The sequence below is a fragment of the Ferrimicrobium sp. genome, from assembly GCA_022690815.1.
Lineage (GTDB): Bacteria > Actinomycetota > Acidimicrobiia > Acidimicrobiales > Acidimicrobiaceae > Ferrimicrobium.
This window is the reverse complement of sequence record JALCZJ010000006.1, coordinates 18,952-32,386: the sequence shown is the minus strand read 5'-3', so window position 1 is coordinate 32,386 and position 13,435 is coordinate 18,952. Positions and strand designations below refer to the sequence as shown.

The window sequence follows — 13,435 nt, the reverse complement described above, 5'->3', positions numbered from 1 at the left end:
CCCACGCAGTCCATCTACTACGAACATTCCGTTACTAGTATAGCCAGCAATCACCGACGTTCTGATGCAAGTGCATCGCGAAGGGCGACGACAACGGCCATGACCTCGTCAACCTTGACCAAGGTCGTCGTATCGTGCATCCGATCACGCACCTCTACCTCTCCGTTGGCGAGAGAACGCGCTCCAGCGACGCAAAAGATCGGCGATCCAATCAGTTCGAGATCCCGCAAGGCTACTCCTGCAGAGACGTTCCGATCCTCGAGCAAAACCGAAATCCCCGCTGCCTCGAGCTCATTATGGAGTCGAGTGGCGACGTTGGACACGTCGTTTGTCTGGCTTGCCCCAACGCCAATGACGCTGACGACATAAGGGGCCACCTCGACCGGCCACACGACCGAATCGCCTTGGGGCGTGCCGTATTGTTCGGCGATTACCGCGGGCAATCTAGTAACGCCGATGCCGTAACAGCCCATCCAGTACGGGAGCTCCTCGCCTTCAAGTGAGTGAAAACGCGCGTGCTCTAGCACGCCGGAGTAGGTCAAGCCGAGCTGGAAGGTATGGCCCACCTCGACGGATCGAACGAGTTCGAGTCCGTGGCCGCAGCGCGGACAAGGATCACCTTCCTCGACCACGACCAGGTCCTCGAAACGGTCGACGGTGAAGTCAATACCCAACCGGAGCCCTACGGTATGACAGCCAACACGATTCGCCCCACTCGCCCAGGACGCTCGTGTGCGAATCAACGGATCCGCGAGGATGGTGACCTGGGCTGATTGCCCTTGGGGGCCGATATAGCCCTTCGCGAACCCCTCCATCTCGCCATCATCGGCGAGCCGCATACCGCGAGGAACGTTGAGCGTTCGATCCCCTGGCACGAGGGCCAGCACACGTTGATTGGCCTCGTCGACGAGCAGCATCGACTTCAACATGCCAGCCTCCTCGACCTCGGCTCCTTGGGCCTGCAACGCTTTGATGGCGATCTCAACACCGGGGGCATCAGGCGTCTCATAGGTGATGGGTTCCTGATCGGTTGCGACCTCAACCGCCACTCGCTGTCCCGCCCTGGCCGCCTCGACGTTCGCCTGATAGCCGCAGCTCACACAGCGGGCAAAGTGGTCTTCACCGATTGGGGATGCCACCATAAACTCGTGGTTGACGTCACCCCCAATCGATCCGGAATCAGCCTCGACCGGCTCGGCCTTGAGGCCGACACGGGCAAAGATCTTGAGATAGGCCTCATAGAAGCGCTGGTACGAGACCCGCATCATCTCGCGATCGACATCGAAGGAGTAGCCATCGGCCATGATGAACTCCCGGGTTCGCATCAGGCCAAAACGGGCTCGTGGCTCATCACGGAACTTGGTCTGCAGTTGGTATACACGTTGCGGCAGATCGCGGTAACTCTCGATATCGGGGCTCATGGCTTCGATGACCGCTTCTTCGTGGGTCGGCCCGAGTACGAAGGAGCCCGACTTGCCCTCAACCCTAAAGAGTACGTCGGCCATCTTATCGATGCGGCCCGTTGCCTTCCAGATATCCACCGGCTGCAACGCAGGCAGGAGCACCTCACTTGCGCCAGCGCGGTCCAGCTCATCTTCGACGATGCGCTCCACCCGGCGAAGCACCTGATAGCCGAGCGGGAGGAAGCTGTAGACTCCGCTCGTGAGCCGACGGATATAGCCACCCCTCAAAAGGAGCTTATGCGACCCAGCCTCGGCGTCTTGAGGCACGTCGCGTCGACTCTTAAAAATCAGATCAGATGTGCGCATGGGCCTTAAGGCTAGCAGGCCGGCTAGCGTCGAGACGACCCTTAGCGGCGCTTCTTATTGAGCCGTGCCTCAACACCTTCACTCATGATGGCCTGGGCCTCCTCGACGAGGGCCGCCACCATACGATCCTCTGGGACAACCTCCACGATCTTACCCTTGATGAAGAGATGACCCTTGCCCTTACCGGCCGCGATGCCGATGTCAGCCTCACGAGCCTCGCCGGGGCCGTTCACGTTGCAGCCCATCACCGCGACCTGCAGGGGCAAACCCAGCCTCTCGAGCTCGCGCTGTGCTTCGGTGGCCACCGCGACGACATCGATCTCAGCGCGCCCGCAACTTGGGCAGGCGATGAAGTCAAGTCCTTTACGCTCTCGCAACCCGAGGGACTCAAGCAGCTGACGGCCCGCCCTGGCCTCCTCAACGGGGTCTGCGGTCAGCGAGTATCGAATGGTGTCACCGATGCCCTCCGCGAGCAGGGTTGCGATTCCCGCGGTCGCCTTGATCAGACCACCAGGCAGGGGTCCTGCCTCAGTAACACCGAGATGCAACGGGTGGTCGACCTTCTCAGCGAGCAGCCGATAGGCGGCGATCATCAGCGCCACATTCGATGCCTTGACCGAGAAGGCGACATCATCAAAACCCACCTCATGAAACAGGTCGAGCTCGTGAAGCGCTGAGGCCACCATAGCCTCGGCGGTGATACCACCGTATTGCTTGGCAAAGTCAGGGTGCAGCGAGCCGGCGTTCACACCGATGCGGATCGGAACGCCACGAGCACCGGCCTCACGAGCCACCAGCTTGATCTCCTCCGGCTTGCGCAGATTGCCAGGGTTGAGACGAAGCGCTGCCACGCCAGCCTCGAGGGCGGCGAGTGCCATCTCGACGTGAAAGTGGATGTCAGCAACGATCGGCACCGGAGAGCGTGGAATAATTTGTCGAAGACCATCGGCTGCGTCTTGGGAGTTGCAGGTGCATCGAACGATCTCAGTGCCAGCCGCTGCCAACGAGTAGATCTGGACCAAGGTCCCCTCTACATCTGCGGTCTTGGTGGTGGTCATCGACTGAACGGAGATGGGGCTATCTCCTCCCACCGTAACTTTGCCGACCTGGGTAGTCCTCGAAACCCGACGCTTTGCCAGCGTCACCTGCTCACGTGTCATAGCAACTCACTCTCCTTTATCATTCTAGCGGAACGGGTTGGCGATTGGATGAACGATGTCGAGGTACAACGAAGTCACCCCGATGACCAAGATGATCGCGAGCACGGCGTAGGTCAGCGGCATCATCTTCATGATGTCGGCATGGTAACGTCGGTTCTTCCTCGAACGAATTCGCTCGTAAATCGCGATGACGACGTGACCACCATCGAGTGGCAAGAACGGGAAGAGGTTGAACACGCCAACAAAGACGTTGATCAAGAACAAGAGCAAGATCACGTCAGCAGCGCCAGAGCGAACTGCATCGTTGGCCAGGTAGACGATGCCAATCGGGGACTCGAACCGCGACTGAGCGCGCACCGAGTTCGGATTCGACGACGGGTGGACTACCTCCTGGGCATAGGTCGCGATGCCATGTGGCGAGAAGTGATCCAAAATGCCGGTAACCGACGTCCAAGCCACCGAACCGAAGGTGATAACCGAGTGATAGGCCCCACCGAAGAACGAATCGGTGACGGTCTTGCTCGTCGATTCAACCGTAACCCCGATCACGCCCTCATTATGCAGTGCCTTGTACGCAGGGTCAGCCCTAGCCAGGCGAGCAGCGCTTACTGGCACTACCGTTCGATACTCAGTCTTGTGTCCAACGCTCAGGGTCAGGTGCACTGGTTTGCCAGCGCTCGCCTGGACGAGCTTGCCAAAGGCGGTGACGTTCGGGTGTTTGACTCCGTTCGCTGCGACTACGGTGGCACCGACTGGCAGGTTGGCTTTGAGCGCAGGTGACTCCACATGAGGAATGACAGGTACCGCTGCGATTACGGTGCCGTTGCCAGCAACGGCAACGCCGATGCCCGAGGCGAGCACCCAAAGCAAGATGATGGCGATGATAAAGTGCATGAGCGAGCCGGCGGCGCTGACCAAAAGACGACGTGGGAAGGTCGCCTCTCGATAGGTCTGTGGCTCCTCCTCCGGTGGGACCTCCTCGACGTTGGTCATCCCCAAGATTTTGACGTAACCTCCCACCACGAAGGCTTTGATGCCGTACTCGATCCCTCCAACATGGAACGACCAGATGCGAGGGCCAAAGCCGATAAAGAACTCCGACACCTTCATGCCGGAGAGTCGCGCGGTGATGTAGTGGCCAAACTCGTGCAAAACGATCATCATCACAATCGCCACGACGACAAGCAGGGTCTCGAGCGCATGGACGTGGGCAGCGAACGCGATGATCGCCGCCAGCACGATCAAAAACTCGATTAGCCGACGCCCAGAGAATGAGCGCGCCTCAGCAAGACTGGGCCCCTGCGCGTCCGAGGAGTCAGCGTCATCGAGCACGGTCGTCTCACTCACTAGCAAATCCTCCCACGATTTCTTGAGTAACAATTCGAGCTCGATGGTCGAGCTCGACCACCTCGTCAGTGGTGGATGGCGTACAGCTCTGGTAGCGGTCCATCGCCTTGGCAACGATCGCATAAATCTTCGCCCAACTGACCCGCTCATCCAAGAACGCCTCGACAGCCACCTCGTTGGCGGCGTTCATCCAACATGGTGCCCCGCCGCCGGTGTTACCCACCTCATAGGCTAGCCGCAGTGCGGGAAACCGGGCGGTGTCGACCTGTTCGAAACTCAATGACCCTGTCCAGGGCCAGGATACACCACCGTGGGGAGTTGGACAACGGCGAGGATGATAGAGCGCTAACGAGATCGGAAGCCTCATATCGGGCATCGAGAGTTGGGCAATGGTTGATCCATCAGTGAACTCAACCATCGAGTGGACAAAAGATTCCGGATGAACCACAACCGTGATCTGATCATATCCAACGTCGAAGAGGTAATGTGCCTCGATGACCTCAAGACCCTTGTTGAACAACGTTGATGAATCAACACTGATCTTTGGTCCCATGGACCATGTGGGGTGCGCGAGTGCATCCGCTACCCCTACCTTGTTGAGGTCGACGTCACCAAGCTTACGGAAGGGGCCGCCAGAAGCGGTGATCACCAAGCGACTGAGATCCTTGGGTGTGGTTCGCGTCTGTCCAAGAGCCTGGAAGATGGCGGAGTGCTCGGAGTCGACCGGGATAAGCTCCCCTCCCCCTGCGAGCAGGTCCAGCACGAGATCACCGGCTCCGATCAGGGACTCCTTGTTGGCAAGTCCGAGACGTTTGTGGGCACTGAGCGCACGTTGGGTAACGCGCAATCCCGCAAATCCCATCACACCGTTGATGACGATGTCTGCCATGGAGACCGAGTCAACCATCTCCTCACCGGAGATCACCTCAAACTCTGGCCCGAGCAGAGCCCGTAGCTCCTTGGCGGCCACCTCGTCATAGAGCCCAACCACACGCGGTCGAAACTCAATCGCTTGCTCAGCGATCATCTCGACGTTGGAGTGTGCCCCAAGAGCCAGCACCTCAAAGGAGCCAGGGTCCTCACGGACCAGATCAAGTGTCTGGCGACCAATGGAGCCGGTCGAACCCATAACGGCGAGTGACTTCATGACAATCCTCTAATGCATCACCTTAAGTGCAGACTCAAGAACAGATAAAAGGCGACTGGCAACACGATGAGGATGCCGTCGATACGATCGAGCATACCCCCGTGACCCGGCAGCAAACGTGAGGAGTCCTTGGCCGAGACTGAGCGCTTCAGCGCTGACTCGGCAAGATCGCCTACCGGAGCGATGAGAGCGGCCACGATACCGATGGCCAACCCAGCCGTCAGGGTAAAGGGGTGAATGAGTGGCACGAAGAGAGCCCCAATGACCAGCGCAGCGACGCCTCCGATCACAACACCCTCCACCGTCTTGCCTGGTGAGATCGCCGGAGCGAGTTTATGCTTACCGAACAGTGAACCACCGGCGAAGGCAAAGACGTCGGCAGCCGTCGCACACAGCAGCGTTCCAACGAGGAGGCCAAGACCACCGGATCCGAATAGGGCAGGTCGTAGCAACAGGCCTGCGAACGAGCCGAACAGCCCCACCCAGACCACCATCACCATGGTCGTCGTCACACCCGAGACAAAGAGCTCCCCTTTACGCTGGACCATGAACCAAACGAGCGAAACCAAAATCGATGCCACCATAACAACGACAATGGCGTCTTCACCAGCCACATAGGCACCTACCACCAAACCAATGACGGCGAGCAATCCGACCAGCGACGCCGGACGGTAGCCACCCTTGCGTAAAAGGTTGTATCCTTCTCCAGCTGCGGTCACCACCGCAATTGTCACCACAACCACGGTGGTGGTGACTCCGAGCTTAAGAGCACCGAGAAAGATTACCGCCAAGATGATGCCGGTCACCACCCGGACTGCTTTGACTTGCCGCCCGGGCCGAGCCGGTGGTGTTACGTCGCTACCGCCAGCCTCTTGCGAAGCCTGCTCGGTGTTGCCATCAACCGCCGGCGAGGAGCTCTCGATAGCGCTTCGGCGACTCCGTGGTTCAGGGGCCCCTAGTCTTTGGCGTCCACCTCGCTGGCGCAATGGTCGTCGCCTGGACGATACGACGTCATGACGGGTTGGTCGCTTCGAAGCCTCATCGTCATTAGCCTCTGGTGTCGTAGCCTCTGGTGCCGTGCCTTGTTGATGAGGGTCCTGTTGTTCGAATTTTTCAGGGTCCCCTCTGCGTTCAGAATCCTCGAGCCCAGCAAGGATAGCCTGGTCTCCGTCTCTAGTATCAGGAGAGTCTCGAATGTCTTGCAACGAGCCAACGGGTTGGTCGCCTCTGCGAGCCTCTCGACGCAACTCGTTCAACCGCTCTTGGATTTGGTGCTCACGTTGTGACCGCCGGGCACTACGCTCAGCAACAGCCGATTCAGGCTCACCGTCGGGCGCCTCCCCGAGATCTGTGGGCGCCATCTGAGCTTGTTCAATGCGCTCGGCCCCTCGCTCATCTGCCTGGCTACGGCGAGTCTCGCTCACAGGGTTGATCTGGATCGCTTCTGTGAGATCAGCGTGGCTGTCATGCCGTTCAAAGCGCTCGACGGGGACAAAGAATTCATCGGCTTGGGCGAGAAATTCGCGATTGTCGTCCCGTGGGCGCCGAACCGTTGATTCTCGATCATCCGCTGGCTCACCACCAACGATGGGGGCGCGGCTGAGCGAATAGGGGGTGTCGTCTTCGAGTGCATCAAAGTTCTGCGCAGCCTCTGCGTGCAACGGTGGCAAGGGCTCACCCGCCAACTGCGCGATCACCCGAGGAATCTCGCCGGTTGGCGGCTCGCGCCAGCTTGGAAGCTCGACCGTGACGTCGTTGTCCATCGATGCAAATCCGCCAGGCGTCGCTAGCACCTGTGTCACATCCGGATCCCCGAGGGAAACCGTCTCATCATCATCGATCTGAGAGTGCCGCAAAGGACGGCGATCGACAGTATTGTGGTCAGCACGACTGTGGTTGGCCCTATTTGGATCAGACCCGTTGGAACCGAGCAGGCCCATCGCCTCATCGCCTTCACGGGATCCAGCTTGTGAGCCGCTCTGGGGCGAAGCTAGGTTGTCTGGATCCTTGGCCTCAGCGCCAACCAAGGTTGCGTCCTCGTCGCCACTGCCAGCATCGTCAAATAGCGAACCGCCAACGATGTTGGCCTCAGGTCCCCAATGGCGGCGCTCCTCGCCTTCACCCATGGTTGCGGCCCCCTTTAGACCTCAAGAAGATCGCGCTCTTTGCTCTCCAATGCCTTGTCAAGCCCAGCGATATAGTGCGATGTTAACTGCTCGAGCTCCTTCTCAAGGTCAGTCAAATCGTCGGTCGTCAACGATCCTTGCTTCTGCCAAACCTCAAACTGATGACGGGCGCTGCGCCGGATAGCTCGTATCGCCACCTTGCCCTCCTCTGAACGCGCACGCACAACCTTGATGAGCTCCTTGCGTCGCTCCTCCGTCGGCGGCTGGAGGGTAATGCGGATCGTGGCACCATCGTTGGTGGGGTTGACACCAAGATCCGAGTTGCGTATGGCGGTCTCGATAGCGCCCAGACTCGAACGGTCATACGGGTTGATCACTAGGGTGCGAGCATCGGAGACCGTGACCCCCGCGATGGTCATCAGCGGCGTCGGCGCCCCATAATAGTCAACTACGAGGTGCTCGACGAGCGCAGGGTTGGCTCGACCCGTTCGAACCGATGCGAACTCTTCCTCGGTATGCTCAAGCGCCTTGGCCATCTTCGTCTTCGTATCGGCAATTACCGCGTCAGTATCAACCTCTTCAGCCATCAATCCACCACCGTTCCTATCTCACCCCGCCATGCCTTGGCGATGTTGCCGGGACTGGTAACGTCAAAGACAATCACCCGGATGTCATGGTCCTTGCAGAACGTGACGGCAGTCATATCCATGACGTTCAAATCTCTGGCGATCACATCCATGTACCCAACATGATCATACTTCGTAGCGCTCGGGTCAAGACGCGGGTCTGCGGAATAGATTCCATTGACCCCCGAATGTGTACCCTTCATCATGATCTGGGCACCGATCTCAGCCGCGCGGAGCGCCGCTGCCGTATCGGTCGTGAAAAACGGATTACCAGTCCCGGCCGCAAAGATCACGATCCGGCCCTTCTCAAGATGGCGAATGGCACGACGCCTGATGTAGGGCTCCGCTAACTCAGCCATGTTGATCGCACTTTGGAGACGGACAGGTTGGCCAAGAGCCTCGATCGCACTTTGAAGGGCCAACGCATTCATGACCGTGGCGAGCATGCCGATATTGTCCGACGTGGGTGCGTCGATTCCCATGTCTACCCCATGGGTGCCACGCCAGATGTTGCCCCCGCCGACCACCAATGCGATCTCGACGCCAAGCTCCTCACGAAGACCTACAAGCTCTTGGGCGAGCTGGTTGAGCACCGATGCATCGAGGGGACCCTTCGATGCGTCACCGAGTGCTTCACCCGAGATCTTCAGGAGAACTCGGCACCGATCGCTTGCCACCCGCGGCGAAGGCATCGGGCTACTCGCCAACGACAAGTTGCGCGAATGCGACGAGCGTTGCCTTCCCGAGAACCTCACGAACTCGATGCTTTTCGTCTTTGACGAACGGCTGTTCCAAGAGGCAGATCGACTTGTAGAAACCATCAAGGCGCCCAGCGACGATCTTTTCGAGCGCCGCCTCTGGCTTGCCCTCGTTTCGCGTCATGGTCTCGAGGGTCTCGCGCTCCTGAGCCACAACCGACGCCGGAACGTCCTCGATCGCCAAGTAGGTAGGTTTGGCAAACGCGATGTGAAGTGCCAGATCGTGCGCGAGCTCTTTAGAGCCATCCTTGAGTTGGACCAGGACCCCATTGACACCACGATCAGCCTGCACATGCAGGTATCCTGACACCTCTTCTCCGTCGCCTGCCTCCAGGCGGACCACTCGGCCAAGCGAGATGTTTTCCTTGAGGGCAACGGTAAGCGAGGCGATCATCTCGGCGAACTCATCGACCACCGCTTCGCCCCGCTCGGCAACCGCACCAGCAATCTCGTTGACGGTGTTAACAAAGTCGGTTGACTTGGCGACGAAGTCGGTTTCGCACTTAAGCTCGACAAGTGCCCCAACTCGGCTATCGACCATGGAGAGTGCGACTGCACCCTCGCTGTTTTCACGATCAGACCGCTTCGCCGCTGACACTACTCCTCGTTCCCGAAGCAATTGAGCAGCTCGCTCGGCATCTCCACCGGTCTCCTCGAGGGTCTTCTTGGCGTCGAGAATCCCGGCACCTGTCAACCGTCGCAGCGCCTGTACGTCCGCAGCTTTAATCTCAGCCACTCTTTGGCCTTCCTTTCTGATTTCTTGGCTCACCCAACGTGTTCGTTGAAGCCAGTCCTATGCAACCGGCTCAGCGCCAGCGAGCGAGGGGTTCACAACGGGGGCCGCAACCGGTTCGGCACCCCCAGCTTTTGACTTACCCTCGATGATGGCTGTGGCCATCAACCGAGTGAAAAGCTCACACGACCTGATCGCATCGTCGTTACCAGGCATAATGTGATCGACGAGTTCAGGATCGCAGTTGGTATCCACGACCGCGATCACCGGGATTCCGAGACGGGCCGCCTCGGTAAGTGCAAGATGTTCTTTCACCGTGTCAATGACGAACAACGCGTCGGGCAGTCTCGTCATGTTGCGGATACCACCAAGGTTGAGGTCAAGCTTGGTGAGCTCTCGCTGCAACAGCAGCGCCTCCTTCTTCGGCATTGCCTCGAAGTCACCCTGAGCCTTCATCTGCTCGTACTCTTGAAGTTTGCGTACCCGTGAAGCGATCGTAGGAAAGTTGGTCAACATACCGCCAAGCCAGCGATGACTGACGTAGGGCATACCCGCCATCTTGGCATACTGGGCGATGGCATCCTGGGCCTGCTTCTTGGTCCCGACGAAGAGCACGTTGCCTCCGCGTGTCGAGAGGGAACGGACAAATCGAAACGACTCGTCGATCCCCTGCAACGTCTGGCGCAGGTCTAAAAGATAGATCCCGTTGCGCTTGTCGAAGATAAACGGCTTCATCTTCGGATTCCAGCGCTTGGCTTGATGGCCGAAATGGACACCGGCCTCAAGAAGCTGAGACATGGTAACTAATGGCTTATCAGGCATGTTCCTCCCATCGGTTGAACTAAAGAGCACCCTCGCGACATACGCCGACCGTGGGTCGGGCGCTCTCGTTACTTACTCAAAATTGAGCCTTGACAATCCTAATCGCATGAGCGCACCACCCAGCCACCACCGAGGAACAAATGATCATCGACTGACCAGTTGGTACAAACACGAGCCCCAACAGACCCTGAATGCGAGGCGATAACACCCACGACAACGGTGGCAAGAGCCTGCGCCACAGCGGCGCTCGGTGCAAGACAACGACGATACCGGTTTCAAAACGACGTCACCTCGACCTGGGAGCACTCCTCACCACCGAAGCTCGACCCACAAGGTCACCAACTGGCAACCTCACCGCAGCCTGGCGCCTCAGCCGACATCGCCAAGCTTGCCGCGTAGCTGGAGCACCGCCTTGGAGTGGATCTGACATACCCGGCTCTCGGTTACCCCAAGAATATCGCCAATTTCAGCCAGCGTGAAGCCCTCATAATAATAGAGCGTCAACACCATCTTCTCGCGATCCCCGAGCCGATTGATCGCGTCGACCAACATGCGACGGGTCTCTTCCTGTTCGAAGGAGCTGTTCGCGCTCTCCTTGCGATCAGCGATCGTATCGCCGAGAGTCATGCCCTCTCCGCGCTCCCCGCCAAGCACGACCTCATCGAGGGCGGCAATTCCGAGAAAGGAGATCTTGGAGAAAATAGCCTGGAGTTCCGCGTCATCGATCTCGAGTTCAGCTGCGACCTCATGATCGGTTGGACTCCGGTGAAGCTTGCCCTCAAGCTTGGCATAGGCATGCTCGACGGCCTTGGCCTTGGCTCGCACCGAACGGGGAACCCAGTCAATGGCGCGTAACTCATCGATAATCGCACCCTTGATACGGGTAATGGCGTAGGTTTCGAACTTGATGTTGCGCTCGAGATCGAACTTTTCGATGGCGTCGATCAGACCAAAGGTACCGTAGCTTGCGAGATCCCCTTGATCAACGGAGTTGGGCAAACCGATGGCAACCCTCGATGCCACAAAACGCACCAAAGGAGAATACGCCACCAGCAGACGGTCGCGCAATGCCTGATCGCCAGTCTCCTTATAGCTATGCCACAGCTTGTCTAAGTCGGCATCACCCTGCATCACAACCCCTACTTCCCACGCGGGTGCAACTCACGATAGACCTGGGCCAAGCGCTCGTGACTCACATGGGTATAAATTTCCGTTGTGGATAGTCTAGCGTGCCCAAGAAGCTCCTGAAGGCTCCTCAGGTCAGCGCCGTTCTCAAGTAGGTGGGTTGCGTAGCTATGCCGCAAGAGGTGCGGGTGTGCACCGGGGAAGTAGCGATCTACGATGCGATACACCGTTCGCACCCCCAAGCGCGAGCCACGAGCTCCCAGGAACAGGGCTTGCGAGGTATCCGAGCGGGTGCCAAGGTATTGCTGTAAGGCGACACAACAGCGCTCAGCCACGGGGACGATCCGCGGCTTGTCACCCTTACCGTGTCGAACATGGATGCGACCGTCGGCGAAGTTCACGTCATCAATGTCGAGTTGTACCAACTCACCCACGCGCAACCCAGCGTCGTAGAGTGTCTCGAGGACGGCATAATCGAGACGACTGAGACAAGGATCGTTTGCCAACCGCTCAAGAGTATCCACTACGTGGGCAACATCGAGAGTGCGTGGTAGGTGCTGCCCATTCGTATTCTTGGGTCTCGTCAGAGCTAGGCGCAGGTGGGCGAGATTGAGGTCATCTCGGAATCGAAGGTACGACGAGAGGGCGGCCAGATCGGTGCGAATAGTTGCACGGGCGATGCCTGATGCCTGTCTTTTCGAGACCAGACGCCGAATCCGTTGAATGTCAAGCTGTCCAGGGCTGTCGACGCCGAGCAACGCCGCCTCACGGATAAACCAATCCAAACTCGTTCGGTATCGATGGATAGTTGACGCCGAGAGATGCGCGATCGACAAGCCGTAGTCGTCCAACCTCCAGGTGTCACCATCTCCCACAACGACAACGCTACTCGCACCGACTGCTGCTCCGGTCAGCAACCATGCACTCCGATGGTCGTATCGCCGGTAAGCTGAACTACGCCTTGGCGCCGATCCAAGATGTGCAGCCAAGACGCCAAGATCGACGGGTTAGCCTGGTAACCGTGCTTCGACTACGAACCCTAACTCCCCTCCTCATCGCGAGTGCCGCAATGCTAGCTAGCTGTGGTTCTGCCAACGCGCAACCGGAGAGTGCCAGACCCATCGCTGCGCTCAAACCGACCCCAACCACGGCCGCCGATCGGATTGCAGCCAAGGAATTTGCCAAGGTCGACTGGTCGAACGTGAGGTATCCAAGCCTCTCGCCCCACTGCCACGTCTCCCAAGGCAGCAAGATTGTCGAGAAAGGATCGGTCCTAGGCTATGTCCTGACTCCCTCAACACCGATTGCACTGCTCACAGCGGCGTGTGGTGTCAACGAAGCGGCTCTTCCCAATGGAATCTGGGCTTTTGAACCACCCGCGGGCTCGACGAGCGTACAGCCACGCTTGCTTGAAACATTGGTCAAGCTTCCACCAAGCCCTTTCCAACACGACTCGCCAACCAGTGCGCTGTACTTCGCCAACCTGTTACCCGGTGACCAACAGGCACGAGCAGTGCCAAGCGCACCCGGCACTACGTCGAAGTCGAGCTATACGGCGGCCGGGCCGGTGCTCTCGACCGTCGACTGTTACACCCAAGGCCCCCAGTTCGTCCACGGCACGGCATTTACCGTCGTGGGGCTCACCGGTATCGACTATTCCGTTCCCGATCAACCACCAGCCGCGATGGAGTCGCTGGAGTTCACCTACCGCAACGGCACCATCCATCTGCACAGGCGCTTCATCGCCGCGGTCGCTCGCTACAGCTGCCCATAAGCCAGCCGATGACCCTGTCTCATCGACCCTGAACCGTTGCCATTCTTT

12 protein-coding genes are annotated in these 13,435 nt (G+C 58.7%); 1 reads left to right on the top strand and 11 read right to left on the bottom strand.

Translation table 11 applies throughout. The features are described from left to right. Window positions 1–50: 50 nt before the first annotated feature. The 11 genes from MP439_02990 to MP439_02940 all read right to left on the bottom strand — a co-directional run bounded on the left by MP439_02990 (window position 51) and on the right by MP439_02940 (window position 12,488). The gene (locus MP439_02990) at window positions 51–1,769 is read right to left on the bottom strand and encodes a proline--tRNA ligase (protein ID MCI2975025.1); all 1,719 of its coding nucleotides are present in this window, start codon (window positions 1,767–1,769) and stop codon (window positions 51–53) included. A 41-nt stretch (window positions 1,770–1,810) separates the two neighbouring features. Next, complete coding sequence (gene ispG, locus MP439_02985; GenBank protein MCI2975024.1) at window positions 1,811–2,929, bottom strand: flavodoxin-dependent (E)-4-hydroxy-3-methylbut-2-enyl-diphosphate synthase; 1,119 nt, start codon at window positions 2,927–2,929, stop codon at window positions 1,811–1,813. Window positions 2,930–2,953: 24 nt separating this feature from the next. After that, window positions 2,954–4,276: an RIP metalloprotease gene (locus tag MP439_02980; protein ID MCI2975023.1), complete on the bottom strand. Its 1,323-nt coding sequence runs from the start codon at window positions 4,274–4,276 to the stop codon at window positions 2,954–2,956. After that, entirely contained in the window at window positions 4,269–5,423 is a 1,155-nt protein-coding gene (gene dxr, locus MP439_02975) for a 1-deoxy-D-xylulose-5-phosphate reductoisomerase (protein MCI2975022.1), read from the bottom strand. Before dxr ends, MP439_02980 begins: the two co-directional genes overlap by 8 nt. Window positions 5,424–5,440: 17 nt before the next feature. After that, window positions 5,441–7,549: a phosphatidate cytidylyltransferase gene (locus MP439_02970; protein MCI2975021.1), complete on the bottom strand. Its 2,109-nt coding sequence runs from the start codon at window positions 7,547–7,549 to the stop codon at window positions 5,441–5,443. A gap of 14 nt (window positions 7,550–7,563) precedes the next feature. After that, window positions 7,564–8,136, bottom strand: a complete 573-nt coding sequence (gene frr, locus MP439_02965) for a ribosome recycling factor (GenBank protein MCI2975020.1) — start codon at window positions 8,134–8,136, stop codon at window positions 7,564–7,566. Then, a complete protein-coding gene (pyrH, locus tag MP439_02960; GenBank protein MCI2975019.1) occupies window positions 8,136–8,867 on the bottom strand; it encodes a UMP kinase in 732 nt (243 codons plus the stop codon). Before pyrH ends, frr begins: the two co-directional genes overlap by 1 nt. A gap of 4 nt (window positions 8,868–8,871) precedes the next feature. Continuing rightward, the gene (gene tsf / locus MP439_02955; protein ID MCI2975018.1) at window positions 8,872–9,669 is read right to left on the bottom strand and encodes a translation elongation factor Ts; all 798 of its coding nucleotides are present in this window, start codon (window positions 9,667–9,669) and stop codon (window positions 8,872–8,874) included. A 57-nt stretch (window positions 9,670–9,726) separates the two neighbouring features. Then, a complete protein-coding gene (gene rpsB, locus MP439_02950; protein MCI2975017.1) occupies window positions 9,727–10,488 on the bottom strand; it encodes a 30S ribosomal protein S2 in 762 nt (253 codons plus the stop codon). Window positions 10,489–10,857: 369 nt separating this feature from the next. Next, on the bottom strand, window positions 10,858–11,619 hold the full coding sequence (whiG, locus tag MP439_02945) for an RNA polymerase sigma factor WhiG (GenBank protein MCI2975016.1): 762 nt from the start codon (window positions 11,617–11,619) through the stop codon (window positions 10,858–10,860). 8 nt (window positions 11,620–11,627) lie between these two features. Next, window positions 11,628–12,488 carry a tyrosine-type recombinase/integrase gene (locus MP439_02940; GenBank protein ID MCI2975015.1) on the bottom strand — a complete coding sequence of 287 codons (861 nt, stop codon included), beginning with the start codon at window positions 12,486–12,488 and terminating at the stop codon, window positions 11,628–11,630. 146 nt (window positions 12,489–12,634) lie between these two features. Here MP439_02940 and MP439_02935 point away from each other — a divergent pair, with 146 nt between their 5' ends. Continuing rightward, complete coding sequence (locus MP439_02935; protein MCI2975014.1) at window positions 12,635–13,387, top strand: hypothetical protein; 753 nt, start codon at window positions 12,635–12,637, stop codon at window positions 13,385–13,387. Window positions 13,388–13,435 lie beyond the last annotated feature (48 nt).

Bases quoted from the DNA above. Each gene is read 5' to 3' on its own strand.
- frr (MCI2975020.1), bottom strand. From the start codon at position 8,136: ATGGCTGAAGAGGTTGATACTGACGCGGTAATTGCCGATACGAAGACG.
- dxr (MCI2975022.1), bottom strand. From the start codon at position 5,423: ATGAAGTCACTCGCCGTTATGGGTTCGACCGGCTCCATTGGTCGCCAG.
- MP439_02970 (MCI2975021.1), bottom strand. From the start codon at position 7,549: ATGGGTGAAGGCGAGGAGCGCCGCCATTGGGGACCTGAGGCCAACATC.
- whiG (MCI2975016.1), bottom strand. From the start codon at position 11,619: ATGCAGGGTGATGCCGACTTAGACAAGCTGTGGCATAGCTATAAGGAG.
- ispG (MCI2975024.1), bottom strand. From the start codon at position 2,929: ATGACACGTGAGCAGGTGACGCTGGCAAAGCGTCGGGTTTCGAGGACT.
- MP439_02990 (MCI2975025.1), bottom strand. From the start codon at position 1,769: ATGCGCACATCTGATCTGATTTTTAAGAGTCGACGCGACGTGCCTCAA.
- rpsB (MCI2975017.1), bottom strand. From the start codon at position 10,488: ATGCCTGATAAGCCATTAGTTACCATGTCTCAGCTTCTTGAGGCCGGT.
- pyrH (MCI2975019.1), bottom strand. From the start codon at position 8,867: ATGCCTTCGCCGCGGGTGGCAAGCGATCGGTGCCGAGTTCTCCTGAAG.